The following is a 17245-nucleotide window of genomic DNA, read 5'->3' on the forward strand; positions in this document are numbered from 1 at the left end:
GGGGGACGGGGGTGGTCTGCGGGGGCCGCGCGGCCATGCGGGCCCTACGGAGCGGCGGACTTCGCGGCTACGGGACGGGGAGAGCTGTGGGGACCGGAAGGATCTGGAAAGGGTGGCCGGGGAAGGTAGCCGGGGAAGGTAGCCGGGGAAGGTAGCCGGGGAGGGTGGCCGGGGAAGGTAGCCGGGGAAGGTGGCCGGGGAGGGTGGCCGGGGAAGGTGGCCGGGTCGCGGGGACCGGGGGGAGCTACGACGTCCGGCCGGACCGGCGGCGGCTGACGGCGTACACCGCACCGGCTGCCGCAAGGAGCACCGCACCGCCCCCGATGGCGAGGTACGTGCCGGTGCCGGTGCCGGTGCCCGAGTCCGAGGCGGCTGCCACCGGCTCGGCGTCGGACCCGGCCGCGGCCTTCTCCGCGGGCTCCTGGGAGGGCTTCGCCTCGCTGCCGAGGTCGGGCAGCGCGGGCAGTTGCGCCTTCTCGTCGACGGTGACGGCGAGCGACACCGGGTCCATCGCGGTGCCCGCCCTGTACATCCCCCCGAAGGCCTTGGCGCCGTCCGCCGTGAGGGTCGCGGGGGCCTCGGTGAGGACGGCGAGCCCGTCCTCGGGTGCGAAGTCCTTCGCGGTGAAGGTGACGAGGGGGACGTCCTCGCGGGTGCCGCCCCCGCTCGTCACGTCCGCCGAGAACGTGCCCTTGCCCGAGGCCACCTCGACGGTCACTCCGGCGAACGTCAGGTCGAGGTCATGGGCTCCGGTGAAGCGGACACTGCCCGTGAAGGCGGCGTCCAGGGTCTGCTTCTTCGCGTCGTAGGTGCCCTTGCCCCGCGGGAATCGGAACAGCGCCCCGCCGTCCTGGGCGCCGTCCGCCAGGGTCCACTTCCCCTGGCCGATGGCTCCGGTGACGTACTCGCGGAAGGTACGGCGCACCCCCCAGTCGACGGCGGCGTCCTCGAAGCGGCCCGCCTTCGCCTTCTTCCCGTCCTCGGCCTTCTTCCCGGAGGGCGCCTCCGAGGACTTCTTCGCGGCGTCCGGCTTCGCGGCCGGGCCGGTCGTGTCGACGGAGAGGCTGATCGGGTCGAGCGGGGTGCCCGCCGTGTAGTAACCGGCGAACGCCTTGGCACCCTGGGAAGTCAGGGTCGCCGGGACGTTGTTGAGGGCGATCGGGGTGGTACCGCCCTTCATGTTGATCCCGGAGAGCCCGAGGGTGGCGAGCGGCACCTGCGCGGACGAGGTCACACGGCCGCTCCCCCGTTCCTTGCTGACCATGTCGGCGTAGACGGTGCCGCCGCCCCCGCTGATCCTGACGGTGGGCCTGCTGATGGCGAGGTCGAGCTCGTAGCCGCCGGCCTTCTTGTGGCCGGTGAAGCGCACCCCGCCCGAGAAGCCGGAGCTGAAGGCGCCGCTCGACGGGTCGTAGGACCCGGTGGCGGAGTGGAAACGGAACTGGCTGCCGCCGACCGTCGCGGCGCCGCCGCTGAGGCTCCAACTGCCGCCCGCGATCGGCCCGGTGACATAGCTCTGGAAGGAGGACTTGATGCCCCAGTCCAGCCGGCCCCCCTGCACCGTGCGGCTCGCCGCTTGCGCGGCGGTGGCCGGGAGCAGGGCTCCCAGCAGCACCGCGAGAAGCGCGACGGCGAGCGCGCGGGCAGATCTGGACGGCAGCATGAGGACCCCTCCGAGGCCTAGCGAGTCAGGTAAGGCTAACCTAAGCTATGTTCTGCCTATCCCGGAACCCCCCGTTCCGGACAGTTCGCAGAACGTCGTGAAGAACCATCAACCGCACGCAGCGGAACGACAGGACGGTGCCCAGTGCGCTTCTCGCAGGACTACGCCCCCACGGGCCGGCAGGGCCCCGGCGGACCTGGTCCCGTGCGCCGGGCCGCCCCCGGCAGGACGGGCGCCGCCCTGGCCGCCGCCGTGGCCCTCGCCCTGGTCCTGACCGGCTGCGGCGGTACGGCGGAGCCCGCCGCCGGGTCCGGCACGACGGGCGCCCCGGCCGCCACCGCCGACCGGGTCGAGCCGCTGGCCACCACCCCCGAGCCCCGGCTGCCGGTGACGGTGCGCTCGGCGGACGGCGCCCGGGTCACCATCGGCTCCACCGACCGGATCGTTCCGCTCACCGGTTCCCTGAGCGAGATCGTCTTCACGCTCGGGCTGGGCGAGCAGGTGGTGGCACGCGACATCACCGCGACCTTCGAACAGGCCGAGAAGCTGCCCGTGGTGACCCGCGCCCATGACGTCTCGGCGGAGAGCGTGCTCTCGCTGAAACCCACCGTCGTCCTCGCGGACACCACGACGGGACCCGGCGAGGCGATCGAGCAGATCCGTGACGCCGGTATCCCACTGCTGGTCGTCGAACCGGCCAAGGAACTCGCCGATGTCGGCCGCCGCATCGACACGGTGGCCGCCGCCCTCGGCGTGCCGGACTCCGGCAGCGAGCTGAAGGAGCGCACCCAGTCCCGTATCGACGCCGCGCGGAAGTCCGTACCGGCCCACGAGGACGGCAGGAAGCCCCGGGTCGCCTTCCTCTATCTGCGCGGATCGGCCTCCGTCTATCTGCTCGGAGGCAGTGGGTCGGGGGCGAGTTCGCTGCTGGAGGCGGCGGGCGCCGTCGATGCCGGGAAGGCCTCCGGACTGAAGAAGGACTTCACGGCCATCACCAGCGAGGCACTGGCCAAGGCCGCGCCCGACGCGATTCTGGTGATGAGCAAGGGGCTGGAGTCGGTCGACGGCATCGACGGCCTGGTGAAGATCCCGGGCATCGCGGAGACCCCTGCCGGGATGGACCGCCGGGTCGTGTCGATCGACGACGGCGTCCTGCTGAACTACGGGCCCCGCACCAACCAGGTGCTCGCCGATCTCGTCGAGCAGCTCTACCCGAAGGGCGGGACGGGCAAGTGACCACCTCGTACGAGGAACGGGCCGGAGCAGCGCCGAAGCCCGCGACCGCTCCGGCTCCGGCTCCGGCTCCGGCTCCGGCTCCGGCTCCGGCTCCGGCGAAGGGCAACTCCAGGACCGGGCGCGGCAACGCGGTCACCCTCACCCTTGTCCTTTCGCTCGCCCTGCTCGCCGGCTGTCTGCTCTCCGCCGGACTCGGCGCCTACAGCATCCCGCTCGACGACGTCCTCGCCTCCGTCCAGCACCGGCTGGGACTGGGCGGCCACGCGCTGGACCGGGTCGGCGAGAGCGTCCTGTGGAACGTGCGGCTGCCCCGGGTCGTCCTCGCCCTGCTCGTCGGCGCGTCCCTCGGCTGCGCGGGCGCGCTGATGCAGGGCGTGTTCGGCAACCCGCTCGCCGAGCCCGGGGTCATCGGGATCTCCGCGGGCGCGGCGGTCGGCGCGGTCGCCTCGATCGCGCTGGGCCTCAGCTTCTTCGGCAACTGGACCATCACCGTCTGCGCGTTCGTCGCCGGACTCGCAACGGTCCTGCTGGTGTACGCGCTGTCGCGCTCCGGCGGCCGGACCGAGGTCGTGACGCTGATCCTCACCGGGATCGCGGTGAACGCCTTCGCGGGCGCGCTGATCGGACTGTTCATCTTCTTCGCGGACAACGCGCAGATCAGTCAGATCACCTTCTGGCAGCTCGGTTCACTGGCCCAGGCCACCTGGCCCAAGGTGCTCGCGGTGCTGCCGTGTGCGGTGATCGGCCTGGCCGTCGCGCCGTTCTACGCCCGCAAGCTGGATCTGCTCGCGCTCGGCGAGCGCCCCGCCAGGCACCTGGGCGTCGATGTGGAGCGGCTGCGGATCGTCCTGGTCCTCGTGGTGGCGCTGCTGACCGCCGCCGCGGTCGCCGTCGCGGGGATCATCTCCTTCGTCGGCCTGCTCGTCCCGCATCTGCTGCGGATGGCGAACGGCCCCGGGCACCGCTTCCTCGTTCCCGGCAGCGCGCTGGGCGGTGCGCTGGTGCTGGTGGCGGGCGATCTCGCGGCCCGGACCGTGGCCGCCCCCGCCGAGCTGCCGCTCGGTGTGCTGACCGCGCTCTTCGGCAGCCCGTTCTTCTTCTGGCTGCTGCGCAGGACCCGTCGTAAGCAAGGTGGTTGGGCATGAGGATGCCGAGGAATCCGTTCACGGTGCGCGGCCGCCGGCTGCCCGCCCCCCTCCCCGCCGGTGCGGCCGTCGCCGAGGTGGTCGGGCTGTCCGTCCGGCTGGGGCAGCGGCAGGTGCTCGACTCCATCGATCTGACCGCCCGCGCGGGCGAGGTGGTGGCTCTCGTCGGGCCGAACGGCGCGGGCAAGTCGACCCTGCTGGCGGCCCTGGCCGCCGATCTGCCCGCCGGGAGCGGTGAGGTCCGTATCGACGGCCGCCCGGCCACCGAGTGGTCGGCGCCCGAACTGGCCCTGCGCCGCTCGGTGCTGCCGCAGTCCGCCGCGCTGTCCTTCCCGTTCCCGGTCGAGGACGTCGTACGGATGGGGCGGGCGCCCTGGGCGGGCACCGGCCGGGAGGACGAGGACGATCCCGCCGTGGCCGCGGCGATGGCGGCCACCGAGGTCACGGAGTTCGCCGCCCGCCCGTTCTCCGCGCTGTCCGGCGGTGAGCGCGCCCGGGTCGCGCTCGCCCGGGTGCTGGCCCAGCGCGCCCCGCTGCTGCTGCTCGACGAGCCGACCGCCGCGCTCGATCTGCGCCATCAGGAACTGGTGCTGCGGATCTGCCGCGAGCGGGCCGCCGCCGGGGACGCCGTCGTGGTGGTGCTGCACGACCTGGGGCTCGCCGCGGCGTACGCCGACCGGGCCGCGGTGCTGCACGGGGGGCGGATCGCGGTGGAGGGCCCACCGGCCGCCGTCTTCACGGGCGAACTGCTCGGCGAGGTCTACCGGCAGCCGGTGGAGGTGTTCCCGCACCCGCGGACCGGGGCGCCTCTTGTCGTACCGGAACGGGCTTCTTGACCTCCGCTTGACTCCCGGGTGGGTCGTTCATGGGTCAGCCGTGACCAGCCCGTTCTCCCCCGAGGAGGGGTGAGAGCTGAATCACTGCACGGGGGTGCATCGACCCGGTAAGGGTCGGTTAAGTTAGGTCCGCCTCACCCGCCTTTGTCCGACCCATTCCCTCCTTCCTTCCATCCTCTGTGGAGCCCGCATGCGAGCCGTTCGTTTCTCCGTCGTCACCGCTGCCGCCACGGTGGCAGCACTGACCGCCGTCACGGGCTGCGCCGACAAGAGCGACGGCAAGGCGGACGGCGCGGTCGCGGTCATCGCCAAGGACGACTCCTGCGAGGTCTCGAAGAAGGAACTCCCCGCCGGCCATGTCGAACTGGCCGTGGAGAACAAGGGGTCCAAGGTCACCGAGGTCTACGTACTGTTCCCGGACGACCGCATCGTGACCGAGCGGGAGAACATCGGCCCCGGCACCAAGGCGAAGATCACCGCCGAGGTGAAGGCCGGTTCGTACGAGATCGCCTGCAAGCCCGGTATGAAGGGCGACGGCATCCGGCAGAAGATCGAGGTCACCGGCGGCACGGTGGCCAAGCGCAGCCCGGAGATGGACAAGGCCGTCGCCGGTTACCGCACCTATGTACAGGCGCAGGCCGACGAGACGCTGCCCAAGGTCAAGGTCTTCACGGACGCGGTGGCCGCGGGTGACATCGAGGCCGCGAAGAAGGCGTACGCCGACTCCCGCATCGGCTGGGAGCGCACCGAGCCGGTCGCCGAGTCGTTCGGCGACATCGACCCCAAGGTCGATGTGCGCGAGGACGGCCTGGAGGACGGCCAGAAGTGGACCGGCTGGCACCGCCTGGAGAAGGCACTGTGGCAGGACAAGAAGCTGGGCGCCGAGGAGAAGGCGCTGGCCCCCGTCCTCCACAAGGACCTGGTCGACTGGCAGAACCGCGTCGGCAAGGCCGAGATCACTCCGACTTCGATGGCCAACGGTGCCAAGGAGCTCCTCGACGAGGTCGCGACCGGCAAGGTCACCGGTGAGGAGGAGCGCTACAGCCACACCGACCTCGTCGACTTCAAGGCGAACGTCGAGGGCGCGCAGAAGTCGTACGAGCTGCTGAAGCCGATCGCCGTCAAGAACGACGCGGCGCTGACCGCCTCCCTGGACAAGCAGTTCGCGGCGCTGAACACGCTGCTGGACCAGTACCGCGAGGACAAGGCGTCCTACGAGTTCACCTCGTACGACAAGGTCGGCAAGGCGGACCGCAAGGAGCTCTCGGACGCGGTCAACGCGCTCGCCGAGCCGCTGTCCCGGCTGGCCGCCGCGGTGACGAAGTAACCGAGGGCCCGAGGAGGCTTCAGTCATGGCCGAGGACATCCGGGACATTCCCGAGACACAGAGCGCGGGTCCGTCCCGTCGGGCCCTGCTGGGCTGGGGCGGGGCGGGGCTGGCGGTAGGCGCCGTCGCGGCGGGCGGCGCGGTCGCCGCGGTGCGCTCCGACGGGAGCAGCGAGCCCGCCGCGGAGAGCGGTGCGGCGGTGCCGTTCCACGGGGCGCACCAGGCCGGTATCGCCACCGCCGTCCAGGACAGGCTGCACTTCGCCGCGTTCGACGTGACGACGAAGGACCCTGCCGAACTGGCCGCGCTGCTCAAGGAGTGGACCCGGGCCGCGGAGCGGATGACGGCCGGTCGGCCGGTCGGCGACGGGGCGTACGGCGGGCTCGCCGAGGCCCCGCCCGACGACACGGGCGAGGCACTGGGTCTCAAGCCGTCCCGGCTGACGCTGACCATCGGCTTCGGGCCCTCGCTGTTCGCCAGGGACCGGTTCGGCCTGGAGGACAGACGGCCCGAGGCGCTCGTCGATCTGCCGAAGTTCCCGGGCGACAACCTGGACGCCGCCCGCAGCGGCGGCGACCTGTGCGTCCAGGCGTGCGCGGACGACCCGCAGGTCGCGGTGCACGCCATCCGCAACCTGGCCAGGATCGGCATGGGCCGTACCGCGATCCGCTGGTCCCAGCTGGGCTTCGGCAAGACGTCCTCGACGACGCCGGACGCGCAGACCCCGCGCAACATGATGGGGTTCAAGGACGGCACCCGGAACATCTCGGGCACCGACTCCGCCGCGCTGGACCGGCACGTCTGGGTCGGCGGGAAGGACAACGCCGGGTGGATGACGGGCGGTTCGTATCTCGTCGCCCGGCGCATCCGGATGCACATCGAGACCTGGGACCGGGCTCCGCTCCAGGAGCAGGAGGACATCTTCGGCCGGGACAAGGGCGAGGGCGCCCCGGTCGGCAGGTCGAGCGAGCGTGACGAGCCGTTCCTGAAGGCGATGCTGCCGACCGCGCATGTGCGCCTGGCCCACCCGGACACGAACGACGGGGCGACGATCCTGCGCCGCGGCTACTCCTTCACCGACGGTACGGACGGTCTGGGCCGGCTGGACGCGGGGCTGTTCTTCCTCGCCTACCAGCGCGATGTCCGCACGGGCTTCGTACCGGTGCAGCGCAGCCTCGCGGCGCACGACGCGCTCAACGAGTACATCCAGCACGTGGGTTCGGCGGTCTTCGCCGTCCCGCCGGGTGTCCGTGACAAGGACGACTGGTGGGGCCGGGCGCTCTTCGCCTGACCGGCACGTGACTGACACAGTGGAAGGACCGGCATGTTCGGCAACTATCTGATCGGCCTGCGCGAGGGTCTCGAAGCCAGCCTCGTCGTGTGCATCCTCGTCGCCTATCTGGTGAAGACGGAGCGCAGGGACGCCCTGCGTCCGGTGTGGGGAGGCATCGCGATCGCCGTGGCGATCTCGCTGGCCTTCGGTGCCGCGCTGGAGTTCGGCTCCCAGGAGATGACGTTCGAGGCGCAGGAACTGCTCGGCGGTTCCCTGTCGATCATCGCCGTGGGTCTGGTGACCTGGATGGTGTTCTGGATGCGGCGCACCGCGCGGCATCTGAAGAAGGAGCTGCACGGCAAGCTGGACGCCGCTCTCGCCATGGGCACCGGCGCCCTGGTCGCCACCGCGTTCCTCGCGGTGGGCCGCGAGGGCCTGGAGACCGCCCTGTTCGTGTGGGCGTCGGTGCGGGCCAGCGGCGAGGGGTCCTCCGAGCCGCTGATCGGGGTTCTGCTGGGGATCGCCACGGCCGTCGTGCTGGGCTGGCTCTTCTACCGCGGGGCGCTGAGGATCAACCTGTCGAAGTTCTTCACCTGGACCGGCGGCATGCTGGTCGTGGTGGCGGCGGGCGTGCTCGCGTACGGGGTGCACGACCTCCAGGAGGCCGAGTTCCTGGGCGGGCTGCAGAACAAGGCGTTCGACATCAGCGCCACGATCCCGCCGGACAGCTGGTACGGAACGCTGCTGAAGGGCGTGTTCAACTTCCAGCCCGATCCGACCGTGCTTCAGGTCACGGTGTGGGCGCTGTATCTGGTCCCCACCCTCGCGCTGTTCCTCGCCCCGGTAGGGTTCGGACGGTCAGTGCGGGCGACGGATCAGAAGGCGCAGAAGGCAACGGATGAGAAGGCTGGGTCGACTGGCGACGGGGCTCGCGACAGCGACGGTGCTGAGCGTGGGCGCGAGCGGCTGCGTGACGGTGCACGGCGAGCTGGAAGTGCTGCCGGGGGCGACGAAGTCTGAGGCCGCGCAGGCGCTCAAGGACTTCACGGACGCCTACAACAAGGCGGACAAGGCGTACGATCCGGCGCTGGACGCGGACCGGGTGACCGGTTCGCTCGGCGCGATCAATCAGGCGGGTCTGAAGGCGCGGCAGAAGAACAACCCGGACGGCAACGCGGAGCACTCGCCGCTGGAGCTGACGGATGCCGCGTACACGATCCCGAAGAAGGCCGGCTGGCCGCGCTGGTTCCTCGCGGACACCGACTCCAACCGTGACCGGGACGGCGGGAAGCTGGACACCCGCTGGCTGGTGGTGTTCGTGAAGACGGCCCCCGACGCGCTGTGGAAGGCGTCCTATCTGGCGGTCGTCGCCCCCTCCCAGGTCCCGGAGTTCCGGCTGGACGCGGACGGCCTGGCACTGCCGGCCGACTCCGGGGGCAGCGAACTGGCCGTCGCCCCGAAGGACTTGAGCACGACGTACACCGGCTATCTGCAGGACGGGAAGCCGGATGCCTTCGCCCCCGGGCCGACCACCTCGGGCTGGCGGGAGTCGCGCAGGACCACCCGGCGGGCGGGCTTCTCGTACCAGTACGTCGACCGGGCCCTGGACAGCGGAACGTTCGCACCGCTCGGCCTGTCGACGAAGGACGGCGGGGCGCTGGTCTTCTTCAGCAGCAAGCACTTCGAGCGGCAGACCGCGGCGAAGGGGCTGCGGCCGGAGGTCAACTCGGACGTGGAGGCGCTGCTGACCGGTGAGGTCAGGAGCAGCCTCACCAAGGAGCGGGTCTCCAGCCAGCTGGTGTACATCCCCAAGCGCGGCGGCGGTGAGTCCGGCGGCAAGGTGCGGGTGCTGAACAGGCTGCCGGGGCTGACGTCGGCACAGGGCTCGTAGCCGGTCAGGAGCACCGGGCTCGTGGCCGGTCAGGAGCACCGGTCCCGATCGCCGGCCCGGCGGGCCGCCCGACGATCGGGCAGCCCTGCCACGGCTCAGCCGCTCACGGACTCAACGGCTCAACGGCTCAACGGCTCAACGGCTCAACGGCCAGGCCACCGCATCGTGATCGAGGTCGCTCTGCTCGGCGCTGTCGGCGTAGCTCGCGCAGGCGTCGGTCAGCGTCTCCAGCAGGGTCAGCGGATCGGGCAGCTCGTTCTCCGGGCCCCGTACCCAGTGCACGTCCAGCTCACCGGGGAGCCGGGCGGGCGGCAGGAGTACGTAGCTGCCCCGGCAGTGCCAGCGCAGTCCGGGGTGCTCGTCCATCGTCTCGGGGTGGCAGTCCAGCTCGCAGGGCCACCACTCGTCCTCGTCCTCCGGCGTACCGCGGGTGGCGGTGAAGAAGAGCATCCGGTCCGCACCGGACTGGGCGACGGGGCCGACGTCGATGCCCGCGGCGAGGAGACGCTCCAGAGCTTGCCGGCCGGCGGTCAGCGGGACGTCCAGGACGTCGTGGATCATGCCGGTCGCGGTGATGAAGTTGGCCAGCGGCTGACTGCGGGCCCAGCGCTCGATCTGCGCGCGGTCGGTGGTCGACTGCGTCTGCCAGGCGAAGGAGATGGGGTGCCGGGCGGGGGTGGGACAGCCGATGCGATCGCACGAACATCGGTATCCGGCCGGATGGGCGGCGGGCGAGATCGGCATGCCCGCCTCGGCGACGGCGAGGAGCAGTGCCAGCCGGGCCGCTTCGTCGTCCTCGGCCTGCTGCGGTTTGGGTCGTCGTCGCAGCCACTGGGAGATCCTGCTCTCTGTGCCGCGATAGCGGCCGGAATCGGCGCCCATCTATCCCCTCACCTCAGCGTTGCTCCTCCATGCTCCCACCATCCTGCGCCTCAGGTGGCCAGAGTTCGCCAGCGGGGGCCGGGACCACTGCACCGAGTGAGCACCATCACGCCCGATGTCACTACATACCGGATATGGATCATGCGTCGGTGGACAGGCCCCGCAGCGCGTGGTCGACGATCGCGTCGGCGTAGGCATGGGTGAGCGGAAGCGTCCTGAGCAGCCAGCGGTGGGTCAGCGGGGCGATCAGGAGCTCCAGAGCGACCCGGGGATCGATGTCCGCGCGCACCCGGCCCGCTTCCTGCGCGGCCCGCAGCCGTGTGACATACAACCCGAGCTGCGGTTCGAGCAGCTTCTCGACGAATGCGGCGCCCAGCACCGGGTCGACGATGCTCTCGGCGGCGAGCGCCCGGGTGGGCGCCCCGGTCGCCGGGTCGTTCAGCTCGTCGACGGTGGCCCGCAGGACGGCCTTGAGGTCGGCGGCCAGGTCACCGGTGTCCGGAATCCCGTACTCCGCCGCGCCCCCCGACTGTCCGGCCGCCTGCTCCGAGGCCCGCTCCTGGAGGTCGAGGAAGGCCTCCAGGAGGACGGCCGCCTTCGAGGGCCACCATCGGTAGATGGTCTGCTTGCCCACTCCGGCACGGGCGGCGATACCCTCGATGGTCGTCCTCGCGTAGCCGGCCTCCCCGACGAGCGCGAGAGCGGCGTCGTAGATGGCCCGGCGGGAGCGGTCGCTGCGGCGGCTGGAGTCGGGAGTCCTGTTGGGTGACATCCCTCCAATCTAGCGCCCACCGAGTCGATACGTTTCGTCTTGTCGGTCACGGAAACACCACGCGTCGATCAGTTCGCGCACCCCGCGTGAACCACCCGATCGGTTCACTGCGGATCAGGCGGTTCACGGCGCACCATGGGCTCACGCGCAGACCGTGCGTATCCCACCGTTCCGCGGCCCGGCCGCCGTTCGTGAGGAGCCCCAGTTGAACCGTGACGCCACCCCTCGTCGCTACCTGATGTGCGCGCCTTCCCACTTCAGGGTCACCTACTCCATCAACCCGTGGATGGACCCCTCGAAACCGGTCGACCTGCCGCTGGCACAGACCCAGTGGGAGGACCTGCGCGACCGCTACCGCGCCCTCGGCCACACCGTCGAGCTGCTCACCCCGCGCCCCGACCTGCCCGACATGGTCTTCGCCGCCAACGGTGCCACCGTGATCGACGGGCGGGTGCTCGGCGCCCTCTTCGCCTACCGGGAGCGGTTCGCGGAGGCCGAGGCCCACCGCGACTGGTTCCGGGACCACGGCTTCACCGAGATCCATGAACCGGACCACGTCAACGAGGGCGAGGGGGACTTCGCGGTCACCGGCTCCTACCTCCTGGCCGGCCGCGGCTTCCGGTCCAGCCCGCTCTCGCACGACGAGGCCCAGGAGTTCTTCGGGCGGCCCGTCATCGGCCTCGATCTGGTGGACCCGCGCTACTACCACCTGGACACAGCCCTGTGCGTGCTGGACGAGGCGGGCGACGAGATCATGTACTACCCGGACGCCTTCTCCCCCGGCAGCCGGTCCGTGCTGGCCCGGCTCTTCCCCGACGCCCTGATCGCCCGCGAGGCGGACGCGGCGGCGCTCGGGCTGAACGCGGTCAGCGACGGACGCCATGTACTGCTGCCGCAGGCCGCCACGGGGCTGTTCGACCCGCTGCGGGACCGGGGCTTCGAACCGGTCCCGATGGACCTGGGCGAGCTGCTCAAGGGCGGCGGCAGCGTGAAGTGCTGCACACAGGAGCTGCGGCACTGAGGCGTGGCCCGTAGTCCGTGGCCGTCGCGCGCCCCGCCAGGGATTGCGGGCCACCCCCTCAAGGGTGTCCCGGCAGTGGCGTCGTCCGCCCGGGGAGCGCCGCGATCCGGGCGGGACGTCCGATACCCGCCCTGCGTCCCTTCGGGCGGGCTGCCGCTCAGGGAGCCGGCGGCCAGGCGTCGCCCCAGGCGATGTCCCTGGCCGCCCGGTACAGCTCGCCGTGCCGCTTGGTGACCGTGGAGCGGGTCAGCCCCTCGTCACGGGTGCACAGCTCCAGCAGCACCTGCCCCTTGCGGATCTGCGGCCTGCGGGTGACCCGTGCGCCGACCGGCCCTACGGGGAAGCGGGTGGCGACGACGTAGCTGAACTTCTCGTCCTCGTGGCTCAGCGAGCCGCCCTTCACCTGCCGGTGCAGCGAGGACCGGCTGACCCGGGCCGAGAAGTGGCACCAGTCCGTGCCCGGTTCGATGGGGCAGGCGGCGCTGTGCGGGCAGGGTGCCGCGACGGTCAGCCCGGCGGCGGTCAGCCGGTCACGCGCCTCGATGATCCGGGCGTAGCCGTCGGGTGTGCCGGGTTCCACGATCACCACGGCCTGCGCGGCGGCGGCCGCCGCGTCGACGAGCCCGGTCCTGGCCCGCTCGGTGAGCTCCTTGAGTACATAGGAGACGGTCACCAGGTCCGTGGGGGCCAGCTCCGGCGCCGCGCCGATCCTGGCCTTCTCCCAGCGGGCGTCGCGCAGCGCCGGGATGCCCGAGGCCTCGGCGAGTTCGCGGCCGAGCGCCAGGGCGGGCTCGGCCCAGTCCAGGACGGTGGTCCGGGGCCCCTCCCAGGCCCCGGCGACCGCCCAGCTCGCCGCGCCCGTGCCGCCGCCGACGTCGGTGTGGGTGGCGGGCGACCACTGCGGCGCCGCGGCACGGAGGGCGGCGAGGGCGGAACGTACCGCTTCGTACGTGGCGGGCATCCGGTACGCGGCGTACGCGGCGACGTCCGAACGGTCGCGCAGGACCGGGGCGTCTGTGGGCGTGGTGCCGCGGTAGCTGGCGATCAGCCGGTCGACGGCCAGCGCGGCCTGCTTGGGGGGCAGTCCGTCGAGCAGGCCGGCCAGGGCCGCGCGCAGGGATTCCGCGGTGGGAAGGGTGACGTTCACCGCCGAATTGTAGGCGGTTGTGGCGGCCCGGCCGTATTCCGCTTCGCCTGCACGTAACCGGTACACAACAGCGACCCGGCCGAACTCCTCATCCTCCTGAGCCTGTTGCTACGCTGACCCGCGCGAGATCAGGATTGTCCATCGGGAGAGCCATGAGACAACGGATTGTGCGGCTGGCCCTGGTCGGTGGGGTGTTCTTTTTCGCCCTGCTGCTCCTGCTGGCGACCTGCGGCGGCGGCAAGAGCGACCAGGACACGGACAAGGACGGTGCCAAGCCCAAGAGATCGGTCCTGCCGAGCGCGGGGCCCGTGACCCGGCTCACCGCTCCGCCCGACTACACGACCGCCCGCGGCTGGGAGATCATCGGTTCCTCGCCCGATGTCACGGTCTCCTACGCGACAGGACGGCTCGCCTACCTGGAGAAGTCCGCCGAGAACCGCTACCGGTTGCGCACCGTCGACACGGCCACCGGTGAGCTGGGGTGGAGCGGCCAGGCCTGGCGGCCGCCGGACCCCCTGCACTACCCGAATCTGCTGACCGTCACCAAGAACGACCGCCAGTTCTTCGTCACGTGGTCCTACGGGAAGGTGGGCGACGGGCTCTCGCCCTCCGAGACCTTCGTCTCGCTCGATGTCTACGACGTGACGGACGGCAGGCGGCAGCGTATCGAGGTGCCGTGGTCCGGCGCCCCGGACGTGACCGCCACCGGCCCGGACATCGTGATCAGCGACGGCAAGGCCAACAGCGCGGTGGTCGACCCGATCACCGCCACGGTGACGAAGGTCAAGGCCGACGAGCTGCAGTATCCCAAGGGCTGCAAGACCTGCAAGCAGCTCACGGAGGTGCGGGGCCAGACCGCGCAGGGGCTGCTGGTCAGCGGCGTACGGGAGTTCTGGGTACGCGGCGGCTGGTTCAGCAGGAACGTCGCGCCCAAGGGCGTCGACAAGCTCAGCGGGGTCCCGACGTCCGTGACGCCGGGGCAGGTGCTGGCGAAGTGGACGCTCGACAAGAAGGCGAAGCAGGCGGCCACGCACGAGCTGTGGACGGTGCACGACTCGCTGACCGGGAAGCCGCTGGTCTCGGTGGAGTGCCACAAGCCCGCCATAAAGCCCGGACGTTATCCGCAGGCGGTCCTGTCCCCCTCCGGCAGCTATCTGATCGCCGGGAACCTCGCGTTCGACCTGGAGGCGAAGAAGGGGTTCTGCTTCGAGGACGAGGACGGTTCGAGCCACCTGACCCTCGCCACGGTGACGGACGACGGCATCGCCTACGGGGCGGCCAACGCACGCGACGCGTCCGACGCGCTGGCCGGGGGCGGTCTTCCGGTCTCCATGGACTTCGCGAGCTGGACGACCGACCAGCTGTCGCGCAACGCGCGGCTGCCGGTGGCCGAGACGACCGGGGTCGGGGTGTTCCGCTGGACCGACCGGCAGGAGCGCATCCATCTGATCGGCTACCCGCGCGGCGACTGACGCGGGAGGCCGGCCGGCGCGGGACGCCGGCGCGGACAGGCACCCGGGCGGCCGCCGTGGAGAGGCCCGAAGCAGCGGGAAAGGCCGGAACCCGGCCGGGGACGCGTTCCCCGGCCGGGTTCCGGCCTTTCGGGCTTCCCGCGTCCCTCAGAGGCCGCCCGCCTCGCGTCCCTGCCGCTGCCACGGCCTGCACAGGCCGAGGAAGCAGGCCACGGCCGCCAGGGCACACACCACCTGGACGACCGCCATCGGCACGGCCGTCTTCTCCCCCGCGATGCCGACCAGCGGCGAGGCGATGGCGCCGATCAGGAACGAGGACGTGCCCAGCAGCGCGGAGGCGGAACCCGCCGCGTGCTTGGTGCGCATCAGGGCCTGGGCGTTGGTGTTGGGCATGGCGAGACCCATCGCGGACATCAGCACGAAGAGCCCGGCCGCGATCGGCACGAGGCCCACCTCGCCGAAGACCCCGGTCGTCATGAGGAGCAGCGCGACGGCGGACAGCACGATGACGGAGAGACCGAAGCCGAGGACCTTGTCCAGGCTGATCCGGCCGACCAGCACCTTGCCGTTGATCTGGCCGACGGCGATCAGACCGATCGAGTTGAGCCCGAAGAGCAGGCTGAACGTCTGCGGGGAGGCCCCGTAGATCTCCTGCACGACGAAGGGGGACGCCGAGATGTAGGCGAACAGAACCGCGAAGGCGAGACCGCCCGCGACCATGTAGCCCGTGAAGACCCGGTCGGCGAGCAGCCCCCGCATGGTGCGCAGGGCGTCCTTGACCCCGCCGGTGTGGCGCTGCGCGGGCGGCAGCGTCTCGTGCAGCCACTTCCAGACGACGAGGGTGAGCAGGATGCCGACGGCGGTGAGGACGACGAAGATGCCGCGCCAGTCGGTGATCCGCAGGACCTGCCCGCCGATCAGCGGGGCGATGATCGGGGCGACTCCGGAGATCAGCATCAGGGTGGAGAAGAACCGGGCCATCTCCACACCGTCGTAGAGATCACGCACCACGGCCCTGGCGATCACGATGCCGGCCGCGCCCGCCAGGCCCTGGAGGAGACGGAAGCCGATGAGGAGCTCCGCGGTGGGGGCCAGGGCGCAGATCGCGGTGGCGAGCACGTAGACGGCCATGCCGAGGAGCAGCGGCCTGCGGCGCCCCCAGCGGTCGCTCATCGGTCCGACGACGAGCTGGCCGAGCGCCATGCCGGCCAGACACGCGGTCAGCGTGAGCTGGACGGTCGCGGCGGGGGCGTGCAGGGAGTCGGTGACCTCGGGCAGGGCCGGGAGGTACATGTCCATGGACAGGGGCGGCAGCGCGGTGAGCCCGCCGAGGACCATGGTGACCAGCAGCCCGGTGCGCCGGGCTGCCGCGGTCCCTGGGGCCGGTGGGTGGGGAAGGGGTGCGCCGCCGCTCGCGGTTCCCGTTCCGGTCGTGGGTATGTGCTCTTGCTGGGCCCGGCTTCCGCCGCTGTCCGGCATTCTCTTCTCCGCATCGTTGAATCCGCATCTATGCTCTCAGCTCAGCCGGAGTGGTCGATACCTTTTCTGTGGGGGCGGACATGAGCGGAACTGTGCGCTGGGGCGTGCTGGCGACGGGCGGCATAGCCGCGAGCTTCACCGCGGACGTGCGGGCGATGCCGGACGCGGAGGTGGTGGCGGTGGCCTCCCGTACGGACGCCTCGGCGAAGGCGTTCGCCGATCGCTTCGGGATCGGGCGGGCGTACGGGAGCTGGGCGGAGCTGGTCGCCGACGACACCGTGGACATCGTGTACGTGGCCACCCCCCACTCGGCGCACCGGGAGGCGGCCGGGCTCGCCCTGGAGGCGGGGAAGCATGTGCTGTGCGAGAAGGCGTTCACGCTCGACGCCCGGCAGGCCGCGGAACTCGTCGCGCTGGCCCGGGAGCGCGGGCTGTTCCTGATGGAGGCCATGTGGATGTACTGCAACCCGGTCATCCGGCGGATGACCGAGCTGGTGCGGGACGGTGCCATCGGCGAGATCCGTACCGTGCAGGCCGACTTCGGGTTCGCGGGCGACTTCGGCCCCGGGCACCGGCTGCGCGATCCGGCGCTGGGCGGCGGTGCGCTGCTGGACCTGGGGGTCTACCCGGTGTCGTTCGCGCAGCTGCTGCTGGGCGAGCCGGACCGGGTGCAGGCCGACGCGCTGCTGTCGCCCGAGGGCGTCGACCTGAACACCGGCATGCTGCTGGGCTGGGACTCGGGGGCCACCGCCCTGCTCTCCTGCTCGATCGTCGGGCATCACCCGACGGCGGCCACCGTGATCGGCACGGCCGGGCGGATCGACTTCCCGCACAGCTTCTTCTACCCGGAGCGCTTCGTGCTGCACCGGGCGGGCGCGGAACCGGAGGAGATCACCACGGGACCGGGGCCGCGGGGCCTGACCGGGCTCCAGTACGAGGCGGCCGAGGTGATGCGCGCGGTGCGGGCGGGCGAGCGCGAGTCCCCGCTGGTGCCGCTGGACGGTTCGCTCGCGGTGATGCGGACGCTCGACGCGGTACGTGAACGCGTCGGCGTCCGCTACGCGGTGGACGGGCGGGGCTGACCCGGCCCCGTACCGGCCG

15 protein-coding genes are annotated in these 17245 nt (G+C 71.6%); 10 read left to right on the top strand and 5 right to left on the bottom strand.

Annotation, left to right across the window (positions count from 1 at the left end; translation table 11 throughout):
• Positions 1–244 precede the first annotated feature (244 nt).
• Positions 245–1663, bottom strand: coding sequence for an HtaA domain-containing protein (locus ACIGJO_RS02295; protein WP_399950781.1), 1419 nt, complete (start codon positions 1661–1663; stop codon positions 245–247).
• A gap of 144 nt (positions 1664–1807) precedes the next feature.
• Between ACIGJO_RS02295 and ACIGJO_RS02300 the strand changes: the two genes are divergently transcribed.
• From ACIGJO_RS02300 to ACIGJO_RS02330, 7 genes are all read left to right on the top strand, one after another.
• The gene (locus ACIGJO_RS02300) at positions 1808–2899 is read left to right on the top strand and encodes a hemin ABC transporter substrate-binding protein (RefSeq protein WP_399950784.1); all 1092 of its coding nucleotides are present in this window, start codon (positions 1808–1810) and stop codon (positions 2897–2899) included.
• Positions 2896–4044: a FecCD family ABC transporter permease gene (locus ACIGJO_RS02305; protein ID WP_399950787.1), complete on the top strand. Its 1149-nt coding sequence runs from the start codon at positions 2896–2898 to the stop codon at positions 4042–4044. Before ACIGJO_RS02300 ends, ACIGJO_RS02305 begins: the two co-directional genes overlap by 4 nt.
• Entirely contained in the window at positions 4041–4880 is an 840-nt protein-coding gene (locus tag ACIGJO_RS02310) for a heme ABC transporter ATP-binding protein (RefSeq protein ID WP_399950790.1), read from the top strand. The genes ACIGJO_RS02305 and ACIGJO_RS02310 overlap by 4 nt, the downstream gene beginning before the upstream one ends.
• A gap of 190 nt (positions 4881–5070) precedes the next feature.
• A complete protein-coding gene (gene efeO / locus ACIGJO_RS02315) occupies positions 5071–6207 on the top strand; it encodes an iron uptake system protein EfeO (protein WP_399950793.1) in 1137 nt (378 codons plus the stop codon).
• A gap of 25 nt (positions 6208–6232) precedes the next feature.
• The gene (gene efeB / locus ACIGJO_RS02320) at positions 6233–7498 is read left to right on the top strand and encodes an iron uptake transporter deferrochelatase/peroxidase subunit (protein WP_399950796.1); all 1266 of its coding nucleotides are present in this window, start codon (positions 6233–6235) and stop codon (positions 7496–7498) included.
• A 33-nt stretch (positions 7499–7531) separates the two neighbouring features.
• Positions 7532–8500: an iron uptake transporter permease EfeU gene (efeU, locus tag ACIGJO_RS02325; protein ID WP_399950799.1), complete on the top strand. Its 969-nt coding sequence runs from the start codon at positions 7532–7534 to the stop codon at positions 8498–8500.
• Positions 8388–9371, top strand: a complete 984-nt coding sequence (locus tag ACIGJO_RS02330) for a hypothetical protein (protein ID WP_399951698.1) — start codon at positions 8388–8390, stop codon at positions 9369–9371. Before efeU ends, ACIGJO_RS02330 begins: the two co-directional genes overlap by 113 nt.
• 135 nt (positions 9372–9506) lie before the next feature.
• On the opposite strand, the gene ACIGJO_RS02335 is transcribed toward ACIGJO_RS02330, so the two are convergent.
• On the bottom strand, positions 9507–10253 hold the full coding sequence (locus tag ACIGJO_RS02335; RefSeq protein WP_399950802.1) for a bifunctional DNA primase/polymerase: 747 nt from the start codon (positions 10251–10253) through the stop codon (positions 9507–9509).
• A gap of 139 nt (positions 10254–10392) precedes the next feature.
• The gene (locus ACIGJO_RS02340) at positions 10393–11025 is read right to left on the bottom strand and encodes a TetR/AcrR family transcriptional regulator (RefSeq protein WP_399950805.1); all 633 of its coding nucleotides are present in this window, start codon (positions 11023–11025) and stop codon (positions 10393–10395) included.
• A gap of 160 nt (positions 11026–11185) precedes the next feature.
• Here ACIGJO_RS02340 and ddaH point away from each other — a divergent pair, with 160 nt between their 5' ends.
• Positions 11186–12046: a dimethylargininase gene (gene ddaH, locus ACIGJO_RS02345; protein ID WP_399951701.1), complete on the top strand. Its 861-nt coding sequence runs from the start codon at positions 11186–11188 to the stop codon at positions 12044–12046.
• A 157-nt stretch (positions 12047–12203) separates the two neighbouring features.
• On the opposite strand, the gene ACIGJO_RS02350 is transcribed toward ddaH, so the two are convergent.
• Positions 12204–13193 carry a small ribosomal subunit Rsm22 family protein gene (locus ACIGJO_RS02350; RefSeq protein ID WP_399950808.1) on the bottom strand — a complete coding sequence of 330 codons (990 nt, stop codon included), beginning with the start codon at positions 13191–13193 and terminating at the stop codon, positions 12204–12206.
• Positions 13194–13345: 152 nt separating this feature from the next.
• Between ACIGJO_RS02350 and ACIGJO_RS02355 the strand changes: the two genes are divergently transcribed.
• Positions 13346–14665: a hypothetical protein gene (locus ACIGJO_RS02355; protein ID WP_399950811.1), complete on the top strand. Its 1320-nt coding sequence runs from the start codon at positions 13346–13348 to the stop codon at positions 14663–14665.
• Positions 14666–14812: 147 nt separating this feature from the next.
• Here ACIGJO_RS02355 and ACIGJO_RS02360 read toward each other — a convergent pair whose 3' ends face one another.
• On the bottom strand, positions 14813–16144 hold the full coding sequence (locus ACIGJO_RS02360; RefSeq protein WP_399950814.1) for a multidrug effflux MFS transporter: 1332 nt from the start codon (positions 16142–16144) through the stop codon (positions 14813–14815).
• Between the two features lie 80 nt (positions 16145–16224).
• On the opposite strand from ACIGJO_RS02360, the gene ACIGJO_RS02365 reads away from it, so the two are divergent.
• Complete coding sequence (locus ACIGJO_RS02365; RefSeq protein WP_399950817.1) at positions 16225–17226, top strand: Gfo/Idh/MocA family protein; 1002 nt, start codon at positions 16225–16227, stop codon at positions 17224–17226.
• Positions 17227–17245: the final 19 nt, after the last annotated feature.

Origin of the sequence: Streptomyces sp. NPDC079020 (assembly GCF_044542225.1) — a bacterium.
Taxonomy (GTDB): Bacteria; Actinomycetota; Actinomycetes; order Streptomycetales; family Streptomycetaceae; genus Streptomyces.

What these genes read in the sequence shown, in the direction of transcription:
- ACIGJO_RS02295 (WP_399950781.1), bottom strand. Translation starts at nt 1,663, where the DNA reads ATGCTGCCGTCCAGATCTGCCCGCGCGCTCGCCGTCGCGCTTCTCGCG.
- ACIGJO_RS02310 (WP_399950790.1), top strand. Translation starts at nt 4,041, where the DNA reads ATGAGGATGCCGAGGAATCCGTTCACGGTGCGCGGCCGCCGGCTGCCC.
- efeO (WP_399950793.1), top strand. Translation starts at nt 5,071, where the DNA reads ATGCGAGCCGTTCGTTTCTCCGTCGTCACCGCTGCCGCCACGGTGGCA.
- efeB (WP_399950796.1), top strand. Translation starts at nt 6,233, where the DNA reads ATGGCCGAGGACATCCGGGACATTCCCGAGACACAGAGCGCGGGTCCG.
- efeU (WP_399950799.1), top strand. Translation starts at nt 7,532, where the DNA reads ATGTTCGGCAACTATCTGATCGGCCTGCGCGAGGGTCTCGAAGCCAGC.
- ACIGJO_RS02335 (WP_399950802.1), bottom strand. Translation starts at nt 10,253, where the DNA reads ATGGGCGCCGATTCCGGCCGCTATCGCGGCACAGAGAGCAGGATCTCC.
- ACIGJO_RS02340 (WP_399950805.1), bottom strand. Translation starts at nt 11,025, where the DNA reads ATGTCACCCAACAGGACTCCCGACTCCAGCCGCCGCAGCGACCGCTCC.
- ACIGJO_RS02355 (WP_399950811.1), top strand. Translation starts at nt 13,346, where the DNA reads ATGAGACAACGGATTGTGCGGCTGGCCCTGGTCGGTGGGGTGTTCTTT.
- ACIGJO_RS02360 (WP_399950814.1), bottom strand. Translation starts at nt 16,144, where the DNA reads ATGCCGGACAGCGGCGGAAGCCGGGCCCAGCAAGAGCACATACCCACG.
- ACIGJO_RS02365 (WP_399950817.1), top strand. Translation starts at nt 16,225, where the DNA reads ATGAGCGGAACTGTGCGCTGGGGCGTGCTGGCGACGGGCGGCATAGCC.